We start from the raw sequence: 19,197 nt of genomic DNA, 5'->3' as shown, positions 1-19,197 counted from the left end.
CGGGGCCCGGCATAGTGCTCGTGCCGACGACCCGACCGACGAGACCGCCCCAGGAGCCCGCCGTGCCCGACCGCCCCTCCCCCGACGCGGTGCGCGCGTACCACGCCGCCCGACCGGCCCCCCTCGTGGCCGCCACCGGGATCGTCGTGGACACCCGCGGGCGGGTCCTCGTACTGGCCACCTCGTACGGGGCGGATCCGCAGCTCCCGGGCGGCACGGTCGAGGCCGCCGAGACCCCGGAGGCCGGGCTGGCCCGCGAGCTGCGGGAGGAGCTCGACCTCCACGTGCCCGTCGGCCGGCTGCTGGCGGTGGACTCCCGGCCGCCGGGGACCCTCGGCCGCGCCCTGGTCGTGCACGTCCACCTGGTCGGCCCGCTGACCCCGGAGGAGGCCGCGGCGCTCTCCTTCCGGGACGGCGGGATCACCGAGGGGCGCTGGCTGCGGCCGGACGAGGCCTGCGAGGCGCTGCCGGCCCGCGTCGCGCCCCGGCTGCGGGCCGGCCTGGCCGCCCTGCACACCGGCTCCTTCGCCCACCTCGTCGACGGCGTGCCGCAGCCGGGCTCCCCGGCCGGCCTGGACCCGGTCCGGCGCCTCGCCCTGGAGCACTCCGGCGCCCTCGACGCGGCCAGCCACCGGGCCAGCCGGCCCAAGGCGGTGACCGCCGCGAGCGTGCTGTTCACCGCCGCCGACGGCCGGGTCCTGCTGGTCCAGCCCGCGTACGGCCGGAGCGACCGCTGGAACCTGCCCGGCGGCGGCATCGACAGCGACCTCGGCGAGACCCCGCGGGCCGCCGCCCGGCGGGAGGTCCACGAGGAGCTGGGCCTGGACCTCGCCCCGGGCCGGCTGCTCGCCGTGAACTGGGCGCACAAGCCCGGCCGTCCGGCGCGCATCCGCTTCCTCTACGACGGCGGCGTCCTCGACGCCGCCGTCCTCGGCCGGATCCGCCTCGACCACACCGAGCTCCTCCAGTGGCGCACCGTCGCGCCCGCGGAGCTCCCGGTCCTGGTCAAACCGGCCCTGCGGCGCCAGATCACCGCCTGCCTGACCGCCCGCGCCACGGGCACCGGCCCGCTGGAACTCCACGCCGGCCGCCCCTGACGGCCGGGCCCCGCCCGGCGCGCCGGGCCGCGGCCGCGGGGTTACCGTCGGCGGCATGGACGGTGATCGCCGAAGGTGGCGCCAGTGCTTGCTCGGCGGGGCGGTCTTCGCCGTGTGCATGGCCGGCACCACGCTGCCGACCCCCCTCTACGGCCTGTACCAGGAGAAGTTCGGGTTCTCCGAGCTGATGGTGACCGTGGTGTACGCCGTGTACGCCTTCGGGGTGATCGGCGTCCTGCTGCTGGCGGGCAACGCCTCGGACGCCGTGGGCCGGCGGCCGGTGCTGCTGGCCGGCCTGGGCTTCGCGGCGGCGAGCGCCGTCTGCTTCCTGTGCGCCACCGGCATGGGGTGGCTGTACGCGGGGCGGCTGCTGTCGGGGCTGTCGGCCGGGCTGTTCACCGGCGCGGCGACGGCGTACGTGATGGAGCTGGCACCCAGCAGCGGCGCCTCGCGGGCCACGCTCGTGGCGACGGCCGCCAACATGGGCGGGCTGGGCTGCGGTCCGCTGCTCGCCGGGGTGCTCTCGCAGTACGCCCCCTGGCCCCTCCACCTGACCTTCGCCGTGCACCTGGTGCTGGTGGTGGCCTCGGCCGGCGTCCTGCTGGGCCTTCCGGAGACCGTGACGGAGCGGCGGCCGCTGAGCACCGTACGGCCGCAGCGGCCCGGCCTGCCCCCGCAGGTGCGGGCGGTGTTCGCACCCGCGGCGATCGCGGCGTTCGTGGGCTTCGCCCTGTTCGGCGTGTTCACCTCGGTCAGCCCGGCCTTCCTCGCCCAGTCCCTCGACGTGCACAACCGCGCCGTGAGCGGGGCGGTCGTCTCGCTGGCCTTCTTCGCCTCGACCGCCGGGCAGCTGGCGGTCGGCCGGGTCGGGGTGGGGCGCTCGCTCCCGCTGGGCTGCGCCGGTCTCCTCGCCGGGCTGGCCCTGCTCGCGGGCGCGCTGGTGTGGGACCGGCTGGCGCTGGTGGTGGCGAGCGCGCTCGTCGGCGGCGCCGGGCAGGGGCTGGCGTTCCGCGGGGCGCTGTCCGCGGTGGCCGCTGCCTCGCCGCCGGACCGGCGCGCGGCGGTGATCTCGGCGCTGTTCGTGGTGGCGTACGCGGGCATCTCGGTGCCGGTGATCGGCGTGGGGCTGCTGGCCGACCCGCTCGGCCTGGAGGGCGCCGGGCTGGTCTTCATCGCCTGCATGGCCGTCCTCGTCTCGGGCGCGGCCGCCTACCTCCTGCGCCAGCCGGTACGGACGGGGAGCACGTCAGGCCCGGCCTGACGGCCGGGCCTGACGGGAACAGCGGGTGGAACGGTGGGCCGGGATCAGACCGCCGGGACCGGGTAGGTCGGGTACTCCACGCCGGACACGTGCTGGACCACACGGATGACCTGGCAGGAGTAGCCGAACTCGTTGTCGTACCAGAGGTAGAGGATGGCGTTGTCGCCGTCGACCTTGGTGGCTCCGGCGTCCACGATCGACGCGTGGCGCGAGCCGACGAAGTCCATGGAGACCGCGTCGGGGGCCGTGGTGAAGTCGATCTGGCGCTTGAGCGGCGAGTGCAGGGAGACGTCGCGGAGGTAGTCGAGGACTTCCTCGCGGGTGGTCTCGCGGCCCAGGCGCAGGCTGAGGATGGCGATCGAGACGTCCGGGACGGGGACGCGGATCGAGCTGCCGGTGATCGGCGCCTTGAGGTTGGGCAGCGCCTTGGCGACGGCGGAGGCGGCACCGGTCTCGGTGATCACCATGTTCAGCGGCGCCGAACGGCCGCGGCGGTCGGCCTTGTGGTAGTTGTCCAGCAGGTTCTGGTCGTTCGTGAACGAGTGGACGGTCTCCACGTGACCGCGCAGGACACCGTACTCGTCGTCCATGGCCTTCAGCGGCGGGACGATCGCGTTGGTGGTGCAGGACGCGCAGGACAGGATCTGCTCGTCCGGCTTGATGGTGTCGTGGTTGACGCCGTGGACGATGTTCGGGACGTCGCCCTTGCCTGGGGCGGTCAGGACGACCTTGTCGATGCCGGGGCGCAGGTGGTTCGACAGGCCCTCGCGGTCCCGCCACTTGCCCGTGTTGTCGATGAGGATGGCGTCCTTGATGCCGTACGCCGTGTAGTCGACCTCGGAGGGGTCGTTGGCGTAGATCACCTTGATGCTGTTGCCGTTGGCGATGATCGTGCTCGTCGCCTCGTCCACGGTGATGGTGCCCTGGAACTGGCCGTGGATGGAGTCGCGGCGCAGCAGGGAGGCGCGCTTGACCAGGTCCTGCTCGCCGCCGCCGCGGACGACGATGGCACGCAGGCGCAGGCCGTTGCCGGAGCCGGCCTTCTCGATGAGCAGGCGGGCGACGAGGCGGCCGATGCGGCCGAAGCCGTAGAGGACGACGTCGCGGCCGTCGCCGCGCTCGATCTTGTTCTCACCGGTGGCGCCCACGACGGCCGACGCGGTGAACTCCTCCACCGACAGGCCGCGGTCGTCGGTCTTGTACGCCTCGGCGAGCAGGGCGATGTCGATCTGCGACGGGCCGAGGTCGAGGGTGGTGAGCGCCTGCAGGAACGGCAGGGTCTCGGTGACCGAGAGCTCCTGGCCGGCGATCTGGCGGGCGAACCGGTGGGTCTTGAGAATGCTGACCACCGACTTGTTCACCAAGGATCGGCTGTGGACCAGGACCGTGACGTCCCGCTCCCGGTGCAGCTTCCCGATGATCGGGATCATCGACTCCGCGATCTCCTCGCGGTTCTTCCAGCTGGTGAACGAGTCCTCATTGACAGTCACAGGATTATCTTTCGAGCTAGGCGGTGCTCATATGCTAACCCGACGCCGCCCGGGCCCCTCAGGCGGTACCCACCCGGGCCGGAAACGTGCGCTATGCGGCGTAAAGGTGTCCCTGGTTGCGGTGCTTTGACCTCAGAAGGCATTCCGCCTCCGCATCCCCGCCGGGCGGCCGTCCGGGTCGACCAGAAGGTGGTTCAGCGGAGCCGCGAGCAGCCGCTGCGCGGCGGGCAGGTCCGGCGGCACGTAGCGGCGCAGCCGGCCCGGCGGCCGTGGACCGCGGCGGCCGCCGGCGTGCCAGGCGTCCAGCGCGGCGGCCGACGCCGCGAAGGCCTCGAACGCGGCCGCCGGATCGCACAGCGCGCCCGCCGCCTCCCGGCCCGCCGAGCCCGGAACGCCCGGGTCCTCCCGCGGGTCCAGCGCGTCCAGGTGCTCGCGCATGAGCTCCAGGCGCAGCTCCCGGGCGAAGGCCCGCGCGCCGTCGCCGAGGCCGCCCGGGTCGCGCGGAAGCCGGGGGTCCGGGGCCTCGTCGTACACCGCGCAGCCGAGTTCGGAGTCATGTGTCCACGAGCGGAGGTTGATGTTGTCGGAGCCGACGGAGGCCCACACGTCGTCGATCACGCACACCTTGGCGTGGACGTAGACCGGGGTTCCGGCGTGGTTCTCCAGTCCGTACAGCGCGACGCGCCCGCCGCCGGCGCGGCGCAGTTCCTCCAGGGCGTGGATCCGCCCGATCAGGTTCATGGGCCCCGTGAGGCGGCCGTCCTGCTCCGGGACCGTGGGGATGACGCCGATCAGCCTCAGCCCCGGATGCCCGCGCAGCGCCCGGGCGAAGAAGGCCACCACGCGCGGGGACCACAGGTACTGGTCCTCCAGGTAGATCAGCACCCGGGCCCGCCGCAGCGCTTTGTCGTACGCGCGCGCGATGCTGCGCTCCCCGTCGGGGGCGAAGGGGTAGCCGCGCAGCAGCCGGTTGGGGTAGGTCCGCAGCACCTGGACGGTCTGCGTGCCGCAGGGCGCCGGGTCGGCGGCCTGCGGGGGCAGGCTGTCCGCGCTGGTGTCCTCGCGGTGCGCCAGCGACCGCAGCCGGGTGAGCGGGCTGCGGCTGAGCGGTGCCGGGTCCTCCCACCGCTCGCGGAAGACGGCCTCCACGTCGCCCACGGCCGGTCCGCGCAGGGCGAGCTGGACGTCGTGCCACGGCGGGTGCGGCCCGTAGGCGGGGGCGAGCGGCAGCGACTGGCGGTCGCCGTGGTGCGCGGCGTCGTCGTTGCGGTTGTGGCAGAGGTCGATGCCTCCGACGTAGGCGATGTCCAGCCCGGGGCGGCCGGGGTGGCGCAGCACCACCATCTTCTGGTGGTGGGAGCCGCCGGGCCGCACCCGCATGTCGAGCAGGCACTCGCCGCCGGCCTCCTCGATCTCCTCCCCGAGGTGGCGGTTCTCCGCCTCGCTGAACTGCAGGCTGTCGAGGTGGGAGCGCCACAGCAGCCCCTTGACGACGACTCCGCGCCCGGCCGCCCGGCTCAGGACCGTGCCGATCTCCGTGCCGGGCCCGTCGAGGCGCTCGTCGGGGTCACCGCGCCAGTCGGTGAACAGCAGCAGGTCGCCGGCGCGCAGGGCGCGGATCTCCGCCAGCAGCTCCGCGAAGTACGTGGACCCGTGGACCAGGGGCCGTACGTGGTTGCCCCGCGACCAGGCCGCGCCGTCCGGGCGGCGCCGGTCCAGGCGCGTCGCCGGGTTGCCCCGTTCGCCGGAGGCCAGCAGCCAGTCGGCGCCGCCGGGCGTGACGGCATCCGCCGGTCTCACGGCCGGCCCGTCCCAGGATCCACCGCATGCTCCGATCGTGCGTGCGTGACGCAATCCCAGGCTAGCCGCCGCCGGGGCGGGCGGCCGTCCGGTGGTGACCCGGGCCCGCGCGAGGTCGTGCTCCCGCGGGCCCGGGCGGTTCTCGGGCCTGCTCAGGCCACGGGGTGTGCTTCGGCGCTGCGCACCGGTGCCTGCCGCACGGCCGCCGCGCGGTTCCCGCGGAACGGCACGTCGACCATCCGCCGCTCCGGGCCGCGCCGGCTCAGGAACAGGTAGCCGACGAAGGCGGCCGGGCCGAAGAACACCTGGGCGGGGATGAGGCCGGGGGCGTCACCGGTGGCCGCGGCGATCAGGTGCAGTGCGGCGACGGGGGCCACGGCTCCGAAGAGCACCACCAGGGCGATCCCGGTCCGCAGGCCCGGCTTCGCGTACGCCTTGTAGGCGGTGGTGGTGAAGAGGGCGTAGGCCAGCAGGTCGCCCATGCCGACGACGGCGCCGAGGTCCTCGCCGATGCGCAGGCCGGCGGCCGGGGCGTACGGATATCCCTGGACGGCTTCGGCGAGCTCCTGGGTCAGCGGTACGACCCAGGCGAAGAAGGCGTCGTAGACGGCGAGGAGGAGCAGGAACCAGGCGACGTTCTTCAGGCGCATGCCGCCCTGGACGTTGAGGTTGGTGGCGGAGACCACGACCAGTCCGACGACAAGGCTGTTCGCCACCCAGTAGGGCGGGGCGGTCTCGCCGAAGGCGAGGTGGGTGACGAGCACGCTCGCGATCAGCACGGAGATCAGCGCCCAGCGCAGCCGGCCGTTGCCGATGAGGGGCTGGTAGCCGACGGACAGCCCGCCCGCGAAGACCAGGGCGAGCACGACCGGCAGGACGGCGCCGGGGAGGGCGAGGTACACGTACGGCAGGGCCAGGACGAAGCCCATCATCATGAAGATGTCCTTGCCGTTGAAGACGCCGACGGGCGGCCTCGCGGCGCGTACGGCGCGGAAGTAGGCGATCGTGCCGACGACGACCGCGAGTGCCAGGGCGGCGGTGGCCGCGATCTGGAAGAAGACCGTCATGCGTGGCTCCGGGTGAAGGTGTGCTCCAACAGGTCACAGCGGAGGGGGAAGCGGCGCGCGGCCTCCTCGTCGTCCAGCGGCAGGACCGTGACGCGCGCGTCGATGCCCCGGGCCAGCAGCCGCTCGGTCACCTCCGCCGCGGTGGCGTCCCGGGAGGCGACCTCCACGTGGAGCCGGCCGTCGGCGACCGCGGCCCGGTGGCGCAGGGGCCACGGCATTCCGGGGGTGCCGTCCAGGGCCTCCACGATCTCGCGCGGCGTCACGACGGAATCGGCGGTGCGCAGCAGCGTGCCGGCCTTGCCGAGGATCTGGGAGACGGCGGGCACGGCCGCGAGTTCGCAGTCCGGTTCGCCGTCCAGGGTGCGGACCACGTCGCCGGTGTTGTACCGCAGGACGGGCATGCACTCCCGGTAGGGGTAGTACGGCGTCACGGTCAGCTCCCCGAGCTGTCCGGGCCCGGCGGGCTCGCCCGTCTCCAGGTCGAGCACCTCGGTGTACCCCATGTTGGGGTCGATGTGGAGGTGGCGCCTGCTGCAGGTGCGACCGCCGACGGGCAGCAGCTCGGTCATGCCGAAGTTGTCGCCGATGGTCTCGGCCCCGAAGGTCTCGCGCAGCGCCCGGACGAAGGCCGGGGACACGATCTCCCCGCCGGCGTAGATCGCCCGCAGGCCGAAGTCGTCCGGCCCGTAGCCCCGTTGCCGTGCGGCGGTGAGCATCCGGGCCAGGTAGCTGGGGTTGCCGGTGAGCAGGGTGGGCCGGGTGCCGTTGCGGCCGAGCAGGTGCTCGACGGATTCCTCCGGCGGGACCTGGCCCACCACGTGGCACGAGGCGTTGACCATCCGGCACACCTCGACGTCCTCCTGGACGGCGGCCGTTGCCCGGGAGCTGAGGTTGATCTGCATCCGGTCGCCGGGGCGGATGTCGCCGCGCAGCACGACGGACAGGGCGATCAGCGCGGGCCAGAGCTCCATCTCGTAGCGGGAGAGCCACATCTGCACGGGGCGGCCGGTGGTGCCGGTCGTCTGGGTCGCCAGGTAGGGGGCGCTGCACAGGAAGTCGGCGGGGCGCTCGATCAGGTCGGCCTTGCGGGTCACCGGGATCCGGGTGAGCGTCTCGGTGGTCAGCCCGTCGAGGTCGATGCCGGCGAGGCGTTCGCGGTAGAAGGGAGAGCGCTTGGCGAGTCGGTTGACGGTCCGCTGGAGGGCACGGTTCTGCAGGTCGCGGCGCTCGGCCGGGTCGGCGAACGGTCCGTCGGCCAGTTCGTCGACGTCGTCGCCGAGCGAGCCGAACTCCTCCAGTGTGGCGAGGGCGTCGGCGACCAGCCGCTCCACGGCCCGGACGTTCAGCCGCCGGCCGAACACCATGGCCATCGCCACCCGGACCTGCCGGACACCGGTTTCCAGCACTCGTGCCTCCCTAAGGCGTAAAGAAAAGGGGTGGGGGCGACATGCCGCCCCCACCCCCCGAAACAGCGTCAGCTGGCAGAGCAGTTGCCGAAGAAGACGGCCGTCATGGCACCCATGACGTACTTGAACTGCTTGGCGCTGGTCTTGATCGCGCTCATCGGATCCTCCTTGTTTCGTCGCTGTGGGACGAACGCCCGGTTGCCGGTGGGCCACCGAATCGTTTCTCCCTCGGGCCGACAACACACTGGCGCGTTCGCAACACACGGGCAATGATCGGGTCCGTTCAACGGACCGGCGGAAGCGGAGGGCGACACCACCGTTCTCGCTGATGAGCCGGGACGAACGGGGAGTTTCGGACCCATCCGACCGATGGGCTCCGGGCGAAAGGGGGACTCGCTCATGGCCAGATCAGGCGCAGAGGGGCGGGGTGTACTGGAGGGCGCGTTCGCCCTCATGGAAGTGCTCGCACAGGGCGAGGAAGTCGGCCTGACCCGCCTGGCGACCGACGCCGAACTGCCGAAGGCCACGGCCCACCGGTTACTGGGGCAGCTGGTCGCACTCGGCGCGGTGCAGAGCCGCTCGGGCCGCTACCGGCTCGGGCCGCGGACGTTCCGCCTGGGACAGGCCTGGCACCCCGCGCGCCTGCTGCGCGCGGCCTCGGCCCGGCCGCTGCGCGAACTCGCGGCCATGAGCGGCCGGCTGAGTCTCAGCCTGTCGGTGCCGGAGGCGGGACACACGATCATCGTCGGGGGCATGCGGGGCGAGGTGGACGAGGTCTTCCCGCTGCACTCCGGAACCGTCCTGCCGCCCGGGAGCGCGGCGGAGCTGATCCTCGCGGCGTCCAGCCCGTCGGCGGAGCTGCCCAAGGGGTGGACGAAGCCGACGTGGACCCGCGAGGTCACGCGGGCCCGGGAGCGGGGTCTCGCCTTCGAGTACGGACAGTGCGTGAGCACGCTGTCGTGCGTGGCGGCGCCGGTCCTCTCCGCATCGGGGCAGGTGGTGGCCGCCGTGGCGGCGACCGCCCTGGACGGCAAACAGATCGCCCCGCTCGGCGAGGCCGTGGGCCGCGCGGCGGCGATGATCAGCGCCAACCTGACCAGACTGCCCTCCCCCGCGCCCTCCCCCGCGCCCTCGCCCGGCGCGCAGGTCGGGCACCCGGCGATGGCGCCTCCGCACTAGGCCGGGCACCAGGACACCGTGCCCGCCCGAGAGGGGCGGGCACGGTGTCGCCGGATGCCGTCGGTGGGTGCGGTCCCGAAAGGTTCCCAAAAAGGTCCCCGAAAACGGTCAGGGGCCGTTTCAGATTGCTCTGAAACGGCCCCTGATCTGCGACTCTCTCGAGTCGGGACGACAGGATTTGAACCTGCGACCCCTTGACCCCCAGTCAAGTGCGCTACCAAGCTGCGCCACGTCCCGATACCCGCTGACCTGGGGTTTCCCCTGGCCGAACGCGCATGAGAACGATACCGCATTTCTGTGGGTGGTCGCGCGCACCTTTTCCGCTACCGGTTCCACGGGGGCTCGGCGGCCACGGCCGCCGGTCCCCGCGCCCCACGGCGGCGCCGGGCGCTCAGCCCGCGTCGCCGGACAGCTCCGGATGGGCCGCGACCAGCCGCTTGGGGGCCGCCTGGAGCCAGGAGTCGGCCAGGATGGAACGCAGCTCGGCCGCGTCCCCCAGGGCCTCCAGGCGGACCCGGATCCAGGCGTAGTTGTCGTCGTGGCCCGGACGCATGAAGAACTTCTCCGGCTCCGCCGCGATCAGCTCGGCCCGGTCCTCCTTGGGGCATTTCACCCCGATCGTGGTGTCGTCGTCGGCCAGCGCGACGAAGATCTTCCCGCCCACCCGGAAGGTCGGCATGCCCCAGGCGAGCTTCTCGCTGCTGTCCGGCAGCGACAGCGCGATCAGGCGGACGTCCTGCGCGGTCGTGGCCATCCCCGAGACTCCTCTCCAGCCGCCGGTGAACCCTCGTCCGACGACCGTAGCCCCCGCCACCGACAACGGCCCTCACCCCCGCCGGTCCGCCGTGCGGGCCTGCGCCCGGTCCTCGCGCTCGTGCACCAGCGCCACCAGGTCCGCGGCCAGCGCCTTGACGGTGGCGAGCCCCTCCGTCCCCCACCGCCGCGGCACCACGTCCACCGCGCACACCGTGCCGAGGACGATCCCGCGCCGGTCGGTCAGCGGCGCGCCCACGTACGAACGCACCCCGCTCCCGTCCACGACCGCGTTGCCCGCGAAGCGCGCGAAGTCCCGTACGTCCTCCAGCACCAGCGCGCGCCGCCGCACCACCACGTACGGGCAGTAGCCGTGGTCGCGGGCCAGGACCCGGGCCGGGTACCCGCAGGCCGGGGCCTCGGCCGCGTGGTGCAGCCCGGCGAAGAACTGCCGTTCCTCACCGACGAAGTTGACCCCCGCGTACGGGGCGTCGAGCACGTCGGCGACCCGCCTCGCGAAGGCGTCCAGTTCGGCGTCCGTGCGCTCCCCCAGACCCAGCTCGCGCAGCCGGACGACGCGCGCGGGCGCCTCCCGGTCCACCGGCGTGAGCAGCAGGTGTCCGGTCGATTCGTAGTACGTCATGGCGGTTCCCCCGACTCCGAAGACGAAGAGCTGACTGTGGCCGTGGCCGTGGACATGCACAGGAGGTGCCGGACCAGGGCGGCCAGCGTCCCCGTCCCGGAACTGGTCAGGCGCGCGTCGCACCGTACGACGGGCACCTCGGGCGCGAGCCCCACCGCTTCGCGGACCTCGGCGGTGGTGTAGCGGTGGGCTTCGTCGAACTCGTTGACGGCGACGATGAAGCCGATCCCGCGCCGCTCGAAGAAGTCCACGGCGGGGAAGCAGTCGGCGAGGCGGCGGGTGTCGGCGAGCACGACCGCCCCGAGCGCGCCCGCGCACAGCTCCTCCCACAGGAACCAGAAGCGGTGCTGTCCGGGCGTGCCGAACAGGTAGAGCACGTGGCGCTCGTCCAGGGTGATCCGCCCGAAGTCGAGGGCCACGGTCGTGGTGGTCTTCGCCTCGACGCCGTGCAGCGGGTCGTCGGCCGCGCCGAGGTCGCTGAGCAGTTCCTCGGTGCTCAGCGGCTCGATCTCGCTCACCGCGCCCACGAAGGTGGTCTTGCCCGCGCCGAAACCGCCCGCGACCAGGATCTTCAGGGTCGCGGGGGCGGGCGCGGGGGCTTCACAGTCGTCTACGCAGGCCATCGAGCACCGCCCTCAGCAGTGACTGGTCGGTGGCGGCGAACGCGTCGCCGCCGATGCCGGGGAACCTCGGCGCCTGCACCACGACTGCCCCGTGTTCCATCAGGTCGGACAGCAGCACCTTCACCACCGCGGCCGGCAGCCGCAGCTGCCCGGCCACCTCGGCGACGGTGACCGCCGCGGCGCCCGCGCACAGCCGCAGCACGAGGGTGTGCTCGGCCCCGAGCGGGATGCGCGGGCGCACCCCGGTCGCGGTCACCAGCGAGAGCAGGTCGAGCGGGACGCCCGGCCGGGTCCGCCCGCCGCTGGCGGTGTACGGGCGCATCACCCGGCCCGCCGAGGCGTCGAGCCACGGTGTGTCCCGCCCCTTCGCGTACGCCCCCGTACCGTGTGCCCTCATCGCTCCGGGTCGGCGGTGGGCCGCCGCGGCGGGGCCGCCAGGTACGGACGTACGCTCTTGACCATCATCGCCATCTCGTAGCCGAGCACCCCGGCGTCGGCCTCGCGGTCGGCGAGGACGGCCAGGCAGGTCCCGGATCCGGCCGCCGATACGAAGACGAGCGCGGTGTCGAGTTCGACGACGACCTGCCGCACCTCGGCGCCGTCCCCGAAGCGGGAGCCGGCGCTGCGGCCCAGCGAGTACAGGCCGGACGCGAGGGCCGCCAGGTGGTCGGCGCTGTCGGCGTCCAGGCCGTGCACGCAGGTGACGAGCCCGTCGGCGGTGAGGAGTACGGCGCTGCGCGTGTACGGCACGCGCTGCACCAGGCCGCTGAGCAGCCAGTCGAGGTCCGAGAGCCGGCTGCCGGTCTTCGTCGCCACTTCGCCGCCCATGGGGGTGTGCTCCTTGCTGAGGTGGGGTGTCGGGGTCATAGCTGGTTCTCCGACTGTGCGAGGCCGAAGCCCCGCTGGAAGGCGGCCATCAGGCCGGGGTCGTGCAGTGGCTGCTCGGCGTCCCTGGCCGGGCGCGGTAGGGGCGCCTCGCGCAGCTGCGGCGCCAGATGCTCCTGTGCCCGCCGCCGGGGCAGCGCGGGCCGCTCCGCCCCGTCCCCGGGCTCGCCGGGCAGGCCCGCGCCGTCGGCCCACGGCTCCCCCTCGCCCATCTCGCCGGCCCGCTGGGCGGGCAGCGCCGCACCGGAAGCCGTGTCCCCCGGCCGGGGAGCAGGGGTCGGCGCCGGCGCCGAGGGGGCCGCGGCCCCCTCGGCAGAGGCCGGGAACCCGACCCGCGCGGCTGCTTCCTCCCCCGGCCCGGGCGCGAACCAGAGCCCGGCCCCCGCCCGCGGCGGGGGCGCGGCCTGGGCGCCGCCCCAGGGCTCGGCGGACGCCCCGGCCCGTGGAGCGCCCTCCAGCCACGTCAACGGCCCGCCTCCGTGCGCAGGCCCGGGCCGGGACCCGGCCTCCGGCCCCGGCGGCGCCCCGGCCGGGGCCTCGGCCCAGGACCCGGGCGCCGTACCGGGCACGGGACCGGCCGGGGCTCCGGCTCGCGGAGCGGGACCGGTCGCGGTCGGGGCGTCGGCCCGGGGGGCGGGGTACGGAGCGGCCTCGGGGGCGGCGGGAGACGGTGGAACGGATCGCGGTGCGGGAGCGGCCGGCGTCTCGGAGCCGGTCCGGGGTGCGGGCAGCGGGGAGGCTGCGGAGCCGGGGTGCGGGCGCGGGGCGGGGCCTGACGGGGCGGGGCCCGACGCAGTGGGGTCCGACGGGGCGGGGCCTCGCTGCGGGGCCGGCTGCCAGGGCACCGGCACGGGGACCGGTTCCAGACGGGGGATGGACGGGGCCTCGCCCGTGCCCCACGAGGTGGACCGGGAGCCTCCCGCCGCGTCGGCGGCGCTCGGCGCCTCCGCGCCCAGCAGCTCCTGCGGCAGCACGAGCACGGCGAGCACTCCACCGTAGATGTTGGACTTGAGCTCGACGGCGATCCCGTGCCGGCGGGCCAGTGCCGCGACGACGAACAGCCCGATCCGCCCGTCCGCCAGCAGGTGCCGGACGCTGATCTGGTCGGGGTCGCCGAGCAGGGCGTTCATCCGGTGCTGTTCCTCCGCCGGCATGCCCAGCCCCCGGTCCTCCACCTCGACCGCGATCCCCGCGGTGACCCGCTCGGCGCGCAGCACCACGTCGGTGTCGGGGGCGGAGAAGACCGTGGCGTTCTCGACCAGTTCGGCCAGCAGGTGCACCACGTCGGCGACGGCGTGCCCGCGGACGCTGCCGCCGGCCGGGGGCACGACCTTGACCCGGGTGTACTGCTCGACCTCCGCGACCGAGGAGCGGAGCACCTCGCTCAGCTCGATCGGCCGGGTCCACTGGCGGCGGGAGGCGGCCCCGCCCAGCACGGCGAGGTTCTCGGCGTGCCGGCGGATCCGGGTGGCGAGGTGGTCGACGTGGAAGAGCTCCTTGAGCAGGTCCGGGTCCTCGACCGTGTCCTCCAGGTCGTCGAGGAGCGAGATCTCCCGGTGCACCAGGGACTGCAGGCGACGCGCGAGGTTGACGAAGACCTCGACCTTGCGCTCGCTGTCGGACGGGGCGGCCGGGCCGGCCAGCCGTACGAGGGTGGTGTGCGCCTGTTCGCGGGCGCCGCGCAGCTCCTGGGAGAGCAGCCAGAACTCGTCCACCCCGGCCGGGTCGCCGCCGGACGCCGGCCCGCCCCGCACCGGGCGCGGCGGGGTCTCGCCCCGTTCCAGCCGGTCGGCGGCGGTGCGCAGCTCGTGGCGGCCGCGCACGCTGGAGCGGCGCAGCGCCTCGCACCGGTCCCGTACGGCCTTGGCGGCGCGCTGGGCCCCGAGCAGGGCCGCGGCGAGGGCGCCGACCACGAGCAGGGCGCAGCCGGTGAGCACCGGCCACAGCCGTGCGTCGCGGTCGCCCGCGCCGCCGCCGAGCTGGAGGGTGAAGATCACCGCGGCGGCGCCGCTGAGCGCGGCGGCGAGCGTCGGCAGGACGGCTGCGCGCACCAACTGGGGGCGCAGCTGCCGACCGGGACCGGTGACGGCGTGTCTCGACGGGGAGTGGCGGGCGGCGCGGAGTCCGGACATCGGCGTCCTCGGTACGTGGGGCCCGGCCCCCAGCGTTCCCGGGGCCCGGTGTTGATCACCGGATACCCACGCTAGACCCCGCCGTCCCGCCCCGGAACGCCAGTTGGGGAACTTCGAGGGGGTGCTTCCCGCTCCCGGTGGAGCGCTCGTACAGCCGCCCGAATGCGCCCGGCGGTCCCGGGCGCGGACAGCCTCCGGCCTCGCGCCCTCGCCCCCGGGGCGCCGCCGCCCGCCCCGGGCCCCGTGGCGGGCGGCGGTACGTCAGGACCCGACGGCCTCGGGTTCCTCGCGGATCACGGCCTGCTGCCGCTCCGCGGTGACGGGGCCGGGGGCCGCGGCCGGGACGACGGCCGCGCCGCCCGCGACGAACGGCCGCCACCAGGGCTGCGCCGGGGCCTCGCCGGACCCCGGTTCGAAGGGCTGGCCCGGGATCGGCAGCGCGATGGCCGCCCCGGCGCCCTCGGCGGCGGTCAGCGTGCCCTCGCCCGGCTCGTCCCACGGGTGCAGGGCCAGGTTGAAGGTGCCCCAGTGGATCGGCAGCATCGTGCCGTGCGCGGTGCCGCCCTGCAGGTCGAGGTGGGCGCGCATGCCTTCCTCGGGGGTCATGTGGATGTCGGGCCAGTACTCCGAGTACGCCCCGATCTGGATCATCGTGGCGTCGAAGGGCCCGTGCTCGGCGCCGATCTCCTCGAAGCCGGGGAAGTAGCCGGTGTCCCCGCTGTGGTAGATCCGGTGCTCGTCGCCCGCGACGACCCAGGAGGCCCACAGGGTGTGCTGCTGGTTGCGCAGGCCGCGTCCGCAGAAGTGCCGGGCTGGGGTGGCCGTCAGGGAGAGCCCGGCGATCTTGGTGCTCTCGTTCCAGTCCAGCTCGCGCAGCCGGTCGGCGGACACGCCCCAGCGCTCCAGGTGCGCGCCCACGCCCAGCGGGACGGCGAAGACCGTGTCCGTACCGGCCAGGGCCTTGATGGTGGGCAGGTCGAGGTGGTCGTAGTGGTCGTGCGAGATGACCACGACGTCGACCTCGCCCAGCGAGGCCAGCGGGACCGGCACCGGGTGCAGCCGCTTGGGGCCGGCGAAGGGGAAGGGGGAGCACCGCTCGCCCCACACCGGATCGAACAGCACCCGGCGGCCGTCGATCTCCGCGAGCACGCTGGAGTGGCCCATCCAGGTCAGCCGCAGACCGCTCGCGGGCGGCTTCGCCAGCTCCGCGAGGGTCGTCGGGTACACGGGAATGGGCGCGGCGGGACTGCGCCGCACCCGCTGCTCCCGGTGGAAGTAGATCTTGGCGAACTCCGCCATCGACCCCGAGGGCCGGTTCCGGGCCCCGACCGGGTTCTGGAAGACGCCGTCGGCGAAGTTCGGCGAGCGGCGGATGCGGTCCAGCCGGGCACCGGACGGGTCCGCGCCGAAGGCTTCGGGCCGCAGGGCGCGCAGCCGGGGACGCAGGGGACGGGAGCCGGTCAAAGCGCCTCCAGGGAGGATGGAGTAAGGGTGGGTCGTCTCTCTACGACCATCCCAACGCACACCGGCCCCGAAGGATTCCGCTTGCGGCTCCCGTCCCCTTCCGTGCCCCGTCCCCCGTGCGCCCCCGGGGCCCCGTGCCCCCCTGCGTCCCCGCCCTGGGCTCCGGTGTCCCCGCCGCCCCCGGGTCCGTGCGTCTACAGCGGCAGCAGGTCGGGCCGCTTCGCCTCGACGTGGTCCCCGGAGGACTCCCCTCGCAGCCGCCGGCCGATCCACGGCACGAGGTGGTCGCGCGCCCACTGGATGTTGTCGCGGGTCACGTCCACCGAGCCGCGCGGCCGCTGGGGCGGCCACGGCTGGTCGGGATCGGTCGGCACGTCCAGCCCGAGCACCTGCGCCGCCCGCAGCGCGACCCGCGTGTGCCCCTCGGGCGAGAGGTGCAGCCGGTCCGCGTCCCAGGCCCGCCGGTCCTGCACGGACTTGAGCGACCAGAGGTCGAGCACCGGGCAGTCGTAGCGGTCGGCGATGGCGCGCACGTGCGCGCTGTACGTCGCCACCTTGCCCCGGAGGTGCTTGAGGACCGGCACGCCCCGGGTGTCGAAGCCGGTCGTGATCATGACCTGGCCGACCGCGCCGGCGAGGTCGGCCACGGCCGCCTCGAACCGCTCCGCCACGTCGTCCGGGTCGGTGCCCGGCCGGATGATGTCGTTGCCGCCCGCGCAGAAGGTCACCAGGTCCGGTGCGAGGGCCTTGGCCCTCGGAAGCTGGTCGGCCACGATCTGGTCGAGGAGCTTCCCCCGCACCGCCAGATTCGCATAACGGAAGTCGTGCTCTTCGCGCTGATCGGCCAGGAGTACGGCGAGCCGGTCCGCCCAGCCGAGATACGAATCCCCGGGTCCCGGGTCCCCCACGCCTTCGGTGAAGCTGTCCCCGATCGCCGCGTACGAGCCGATGGTCTTGAGTTTCGTCGTCGTCGCTGCCACGAGAACCCATCCTTCACTCCCGTAACCAACCTACGCCAACGTAATGAGGGGTTGACGGACCGTGATCTCTACCACGTGGGGGATAAGGAATAAGTACACGTGAGGCCGGGACCCCCCTCGGGTCCCGGCCTCACGCGTGTCCGTGCTCCGACGGCGGGTGCCGTCAGATGCTCACGCCCTTGGAGCGGAGGTAGGCCAGCGGGTCGATGTCGGAGCCGTACGAGGGGCCCGTGCGGATCTCGAAGTGGAGGTGCGGGCCGGTGGAGTTGCCCGTGGAGCCGGAGAGGCCGAGGGTCTGGCCAGCGGTGACGCTCTGGCCGGAGGAAACGGACAGCTGGGACAGGTGGGCGTACTGGGAGTACTTGCCGTCCGCGTGCCGGATGACGACCTCGTTGCCGTACGCGCCGCTCCAGCCGGAGGAGACCACCGTGCCCGCGCCGACGGCCCTGACGGTGGTACCGGAGCTCGCGATGAAGTCGACGCCGGTGTGGTAGCCGGAGGACCACATGGCGCCCGCGACCTTGTACTGGGTGGAGATGCCGCCGCCGACCGGGGCGACGAAGCCGGAGGCCGACTGCTGCGCGGCGGGAGCCTCGGCGGCGGAGTCCTGCTGCGCGGGGGCCTTCGCGGCCGGCTTCGGGGCTGCCTTCGGCGCGGCCTCGGGAGCAGCCTCGGGGGCGGACTCCGGAGCCGCCTCGGGGGCGGCCTCGATCTCGGCCTCGGGGGCGGATTCCACCGGAGCCGCCTCGGCCGCACCGCCGAGGTTCAGCTTCAGGCCGGGGTGGATCAGCGACGGGTTGGCGCCGACCGCCTCGCGGTTGTCGGCGTACAGCTGCTGCCAGCCGCCGGACAGGTGGCGCTCGGCAGCGATCTTGGAGAGGTAGTCGCCCGGCACGACCGTGTAGACGCTCGGCGCGCTCTGCACGGCGGCGGGCGCGGCCTGCAGCGCGGCGGGGAGCTGCGGGGCCACCGCGGGGGCCACCGCGGTCGCCGCGGCCGGGGCGCCGGCCGCGTGGGCGCCGGCCGCGCCGATCAGCGGCAGCGCGAGGGCCGCGCCACCGGTGCCTGCGACGGCGAAACCGCGCGATATCGAAAGGGACTTGGGACGGCGGTGCTTACCCTTTGCAGGCATGGCGAAATTCCTCTCCGGCGCCTGCGAGGTGAGCTGTCGGGTTCGGACTGGAGATGCCCGGCCGCACATGAACGGCACATGTACGTCTTCACCCCGAGCCGTTCCGGCAAAAAGATCTCCGAAACAGCGGCTTACCTGGTTCCCCCGCTCCTGCCGCACGAATGGTCGGGTGCGGTTTCCGGGCGGCGGCAGGATTCGGCGATCCACCCGGATCGATCGCGAAGGTAATCCCTTGCGCCAGCAGGGAACAAGCCACCAATTTCCTGACGGAATCACAGGGATCAGGATTCGACGGAATTCCGGTCACCCTCCGTCCATTACCCGCCGTCAACAACCGCTCCGACGGGGCCATTCGGCATTCGCGATCAGGCACTCACGGTCACCGTATGATCTGGCTCACGGGGACGTGCCCGATCTCGCCTCCGGATATGGCAAGTTGGCGCCAAACGGCTCAATTCGGACAGACGTCCCACCATGAAGCGGAGGAATTCCCGTGACCCAGCAGATACAGGAGCCGGAGCTGACCGGAGTGCGCAATTTCCGTGATGTCGGCGGATTGCCGACTTCTGATGGTCGAAGGGTCAGGACGGGACGACTCTTCCGAAGCGGACATCTCGCACATGCCACCGAAACCGATGCAGAATTCCTCGCCTCGCTCGGCCTCCACACCGTCTTCGACTTCCGCAACGGCGCCGACCACGCGCTGGAGGGGCCGGACGTGGAACTGCCCGGCGTGCGGAACGTGAACATCCCGCTCTCGGATCCGGCCGACGGCCGGGAGTTCTGGCGGCTGGTGCGCGACGGCGACCTCGACCAGCTCCGCGCGATCCTGGGCGACGGCAAGGCAGCGGCCCGGATGACGAACTCCTACCGCAGGATCATCGAGCAGCGCACCGCCGAGCACAGCCGGGTCGTGCACGCGCTCGCCGAGGACAGCGTCCCCGCCCTCCTGCACTGCGCGGCCGGCAAGGACCGGGCCGGCCTCTCGATCGCCGTGACCCTGCTCGCGCTGGGCGTCGAGCGCGAGGCGATCGTGGCGGACTACCTGGAGTCGAACGCCCCGCACCGCCGCTACCGGGTGCGCCGCAGCGGCGCGTCCGACGAGGCCCGCTCCCCCGAGGTGATGGAGCTGCTCGCACCGCTCTTCGACGCCCGCGCCGAGTACCTGGTCGCCGCCTTCGAGACCATCGACGAGACCTGGGGCGGGGTGGACCCCTACCTGGCGGAGGGCCTCGGGCTGAAGCCCGAGACCCTCCGCCGGCTGCGCGACTCGCTGCTGGAATAG

The 19,197-nt window shown here is 73.7% G+C and carries 17 protein-coding genes, 1 tRNA gene and 1 riboswitch; of the genes, 4 read left to right on the top strand and 14 right to left on the bottom strand.

All coding sequences use genetic code 11. From position 1 onward, the window contains the following. The first annotated feature begins 62 nt into the window (after positions 1-62). Both OG472_RS35285 and OG472_RS35280 read left to right on the top strand, forming a co-directional pair. Entirely contained in the window at positions 63-1,097 is a 1,035-nt protein-coding gene (locus OG472_RS35285; RefSeq protein ID WP_401605100.1) for an NUDIX domain-containing protein, read from the top strand. A 55-nt stretch (positions 1,098-1,152) separates the two neighbouring features. Then, complete coding sequence (locus OG472_RS35280) at positions 1,153-2,358, top strand: MFS transporter (protein WP_405942403.1); 1,206 nt, start codon at positions 1,153-1,155, stop codon at positions 2,356-2,358. 44 nt (positions 2,359-2,402) lie between these two features. Here the strand turns inward: OG472_RS35280 and OG472_RS35275 are convergent, their stop codons facing one another. The 4 genes from OG472_RS35275 to OG472_RS35260 form a co-directional block, all read right to left on the bottom strand. Next, positions 2,403-3,848: a glyceraldehyde-3-phosphate dehydrogenase gene (locus OG472_RS35275; RefSeq protein ID WP_383572624.1), complete on the bottom strand. Its 1,446-nt coding sequence runs from the start codon at positions 3,846-3,848 to the stop codon at positions 2,403-2,405. 132 nt (positions 3,849-3,980) lie between these two features. Then, positions 3,981-5,648 carry a phospholipase D family protein gene (locus OG472_RS35270; protein WP_405832937.1) on the bottom strand — a complete coding sequence of 556 codons (1,668 nt, stop codon included), beginning with the start codon at positions 5,646-5,648 and terminating at the stop codon, positions 3,981-3,983. 152 nt (positions 5,649-5,800) lie between these two features. After that, on the bottom strand, positions 5,801-6,715 hold the full coding sequence (locus OG472_RS35265; RefSeq protein ID WP_405942402.1) for a hypothetical protein: 915 nt from the start codon (positions 6,713-6,715) through the stop codon (positions 5,801-5,803). Next, positions 6,712-8,121: a phenylacetate--CoA ligase family protein gene (locus OG472_RS35260; protein ID WP_405942401.1), complete on the bottom strand. Its 1,410-nt coding sequence runs from the start codon at positions 8,119-8,121 to the stop codon at positions 6,712-6,714. Before OG472_RS35260 ends, OG472_RS35265 begins: the two co-directional genes overlap by 4 nt. 399 nt (positions 8,122-8,520) lie before the next feature. Between OG472_RS35260 and OG472_RS35255 the strand changes: the two genes are divergently transcribed. Further along, entirely contained in the window at positions 8,521-9,300 is a 780-nt protein-coding gene (locus OG472_RS35255; RefSeq protein ID WP_405942400.1) for an IclR family transcriptional regulator, read from the top strand. A gap of 163 nt (positions 9,301-9,463) precedes the next feature. Here the strand turns inward: OG472_RS35255 and OG472_RS35250 are convergent. The 10 genes from OG472_RS35250 to OG472_RS35205 all read right to left on the bottom strand — a co-directional run bounded on the left by OG472_RS35250 (position 9,464) and on the right by OG472_RS35205 (position 17,912). Then, positions 9,464-9,537 (bottom strand) — tRNA-Pro (locus OG472_RS35250). A gap of 154 nt (positions 9,538-9,691) precedes the next feature. Next, positions 9,692-10,054 carry an MmcQ/YjbR family DNA-binding protein gene (locus tag OG472_RS35245; protein ID WP_401605081.1) on the bottom strand — a complete coding sequence of 121 codons (363 nt, stop codon included), beginning with the start codon at positions 10,052-10,054 and terminating at the stop codon, positions 9,692-9,694. A gap of 72 nt (positions 10,055-10,126) precedes the next feature. Then, positions 10,127-10,696: a GAF domain-containing protein gene (locus tag OG472_RS35240; RefSeq protein ID WP_401605079.1), complete on the bottom strand. Its 570-nt coding sequence runs from the start codon at positions 10,694-10,696 to the stop codon at positions 10,127-10,129. Continuing rightward, positions 10,693-11,319: a GTP-binding protein gene (locus OG472_RS35235; protein ID WP_401605076.1), complete on the bottom strand. Its 627-nt coding sequence runs from the start codon at positions 11,317-11,319 to the stop codon at positions 10,693-10,695. Before OG472_RS35235 ends, OG472_RS35240 begins: the two co-directional genes overlap by 4 nt. Further along, entirely contained in the window at positions 11,297-11,716 is a 420-nt protein-coding gene (locus tag OG472_RS35230) for a DUF742 domain-containing protein (RefSeq protein ID WP_405832929.1), read from the bottom strand. Before OG472_RS35230 ends, OG472_RS35235 begins: the two co-directional genes overlap by 23 nt. After that, positions 11,713-12,147 carry a roadblock/LC7 domain-containing protein gene (locus OG472_RS35225; protein ID WP_383572739.1) on the bottom strand — a complete coding sequence of 145 codons (435 nt, stop codon included), beginning with the start codon at positions 12,145-12,147 and terminating at the stop codon, positions 11,713-11,715. The genes OG472_RS35230 and OG472_RS35225 overlap by 4 nt, the downstream gene beginning before the upstream one ends. A gap of 35 nt (positions 12,148-12,182) precedes the next feature. After that, on the bottom strand, positions 12,183-14,336 hold the full coding sequence (locus tag OG472_RS35220; protein WP_405942399.1) for an ATP-binding protein: 2,154 nt from the start codon (positions 14,334-14,336) through the stop codon (positions 12,183-12,185). Between the two features lie 261 nt (positions 14,337-14,597). After that, complete coding sequence (locus OG472_RS35215; protein WP_401605070.1) at positions 14,598-15,800, bottom strand: MBL fold metallo-hydrolase; 1,203 nt, start codon at positions 15,798-15,800, stop codon at positions 14,598-14,600. Positions 15,801-15,994: 194 nt separating this feature from the next. After that, on the bottom strand, positions 15,995-16,780 hold the full coding sequence (locus tag OG472_RS35210) for an SGNH/GDSL hydrolase family protein (RefSeq protein ID WP_383572592.1): 786 nt from the start codon (positions 16,778-16,780) through the stop codon (positions 15,995-15,997). A 163-nt stretch (positions 16,781-16,943) separates the two neighbouring features. Then, entirely contained in the window at positions 16,944-17,912 is a 969-nt protein-coding gene (locus OG472_RS35205; protein ID WP_405832925.1) for a peptidoglycan DD-metalloendopeptidase family protein, read from the bottom strand. Positions 17,913-17,917: 5 nt separating this feature from the next. Next, positions 17,918-18,123: riboswitch (cyclic di-AMP (ydaO/yuaA leader) on the bottom strand. Between the two features lie 282 nt (positions 18,124-18,405). Between OG472_RS35205 and OG472_RS35200 the strand changes: the two genes are divergently transcribed. Further along, positions 18,406-19,197 (top strand): tyrosine-protein phosphatase, encoded by a 792-nt coding sequence (locus OG472_RS35200; RefSeq protein ID WP_401605066.1) that lies wholly within the window; start codon positions 18,406-18,408, stop codon positions 19,195-19,197.

It is taken from the genome of Streptomyces sp. NBC_00207, assembly GCF_045160965.1.
Classification (GTDB): Bacteria; Actinomycetota; Actinomycetes; order Streptomycetales; family Streptomycetaceae; genus Streptomyces.
This window is presented reverse-complemented; position numbering and strand designations above follow the sequence as displayed.

What these genes read in the sequence shown, in the direction of transcription:
- OG472_RS35225 (WP_383572739.1), bottom strand. Translation starts at nt 12,147, where the DNA reads ATGGGCGGCGAAGTGGCGACGAAGACCGGCAGCCGGCTCTCGGACCTC.
- OG472_RS35235 (WP_401605076.1), bottom strand. Translation starts at nt 11,319, where the DNA reads ATGGCCTGCGTAGACGACTGTGAAGCCCCCGCGCCCGCCCCCGCGACC.
- OG472_RS35220 (WP_405942399.1), bottom strand. Translation starts at nt 14,336, where the DNA reads ATGTCCGGACTCCGCGCCGCCCGCCACTCCCCGTCGAGACACGCCGTC.
- OG472_RS35205 (WP_405832925.1), bottom strand. Translation starts at nt 17,912, where the DNA reads ATGCCTGCAAAGGGTAAGCACCGCCGTCCCAAGTCCCTTTCGATATCG.
- OG472_RS35255 (WP_405942400.1), top strand. Translation starts at nt 8,521, where the DNA reads ATGGCCAGATCAGGCGCAGAGGGGCGGGGTGTACTGGAGGGCGCGTTC.
- OG472_RS35265 (WP_405942402.1), bottom strand. Translation starts at nt 6,715, where the DNA reads ATGACGGTCTTCTTCCAGATCGCGGCCACCGCCGCCCTGGCACTCGCG.
- OG472_RS35230 (WP_405832929.1), bottom strand. Translation starts at nt 11,716, where the DNA reads ATGAGGGCACACGGTACGGGGGCGTACGCGAAGGGGCGGGACACACCG.
- OG472_RS35245 (WP_401605081.1), bottom strand. Translation starts at nt 10,054, where the DNA reads ATGGCCACGACCGCGCAGGACGTCCGCCTGATCGCGCTGTCGCTGCCG.
- OG472_RS35240 (WP_401605079.1), bottom strand. Translation starts at nt 10,696, where the DNA reads ATGACGTACTACGAATCGACCGGACACCTGCTGCTCACGCCGGTGGAC.
- OG472_RS35280 (WP_405942403.1), top strand. Translation starts at nt 1,153, where the DNA reads ATGGACGGTGATCGCCGAAGGTGGCGCCAGTGCTTGCTCGGCGGGGCG.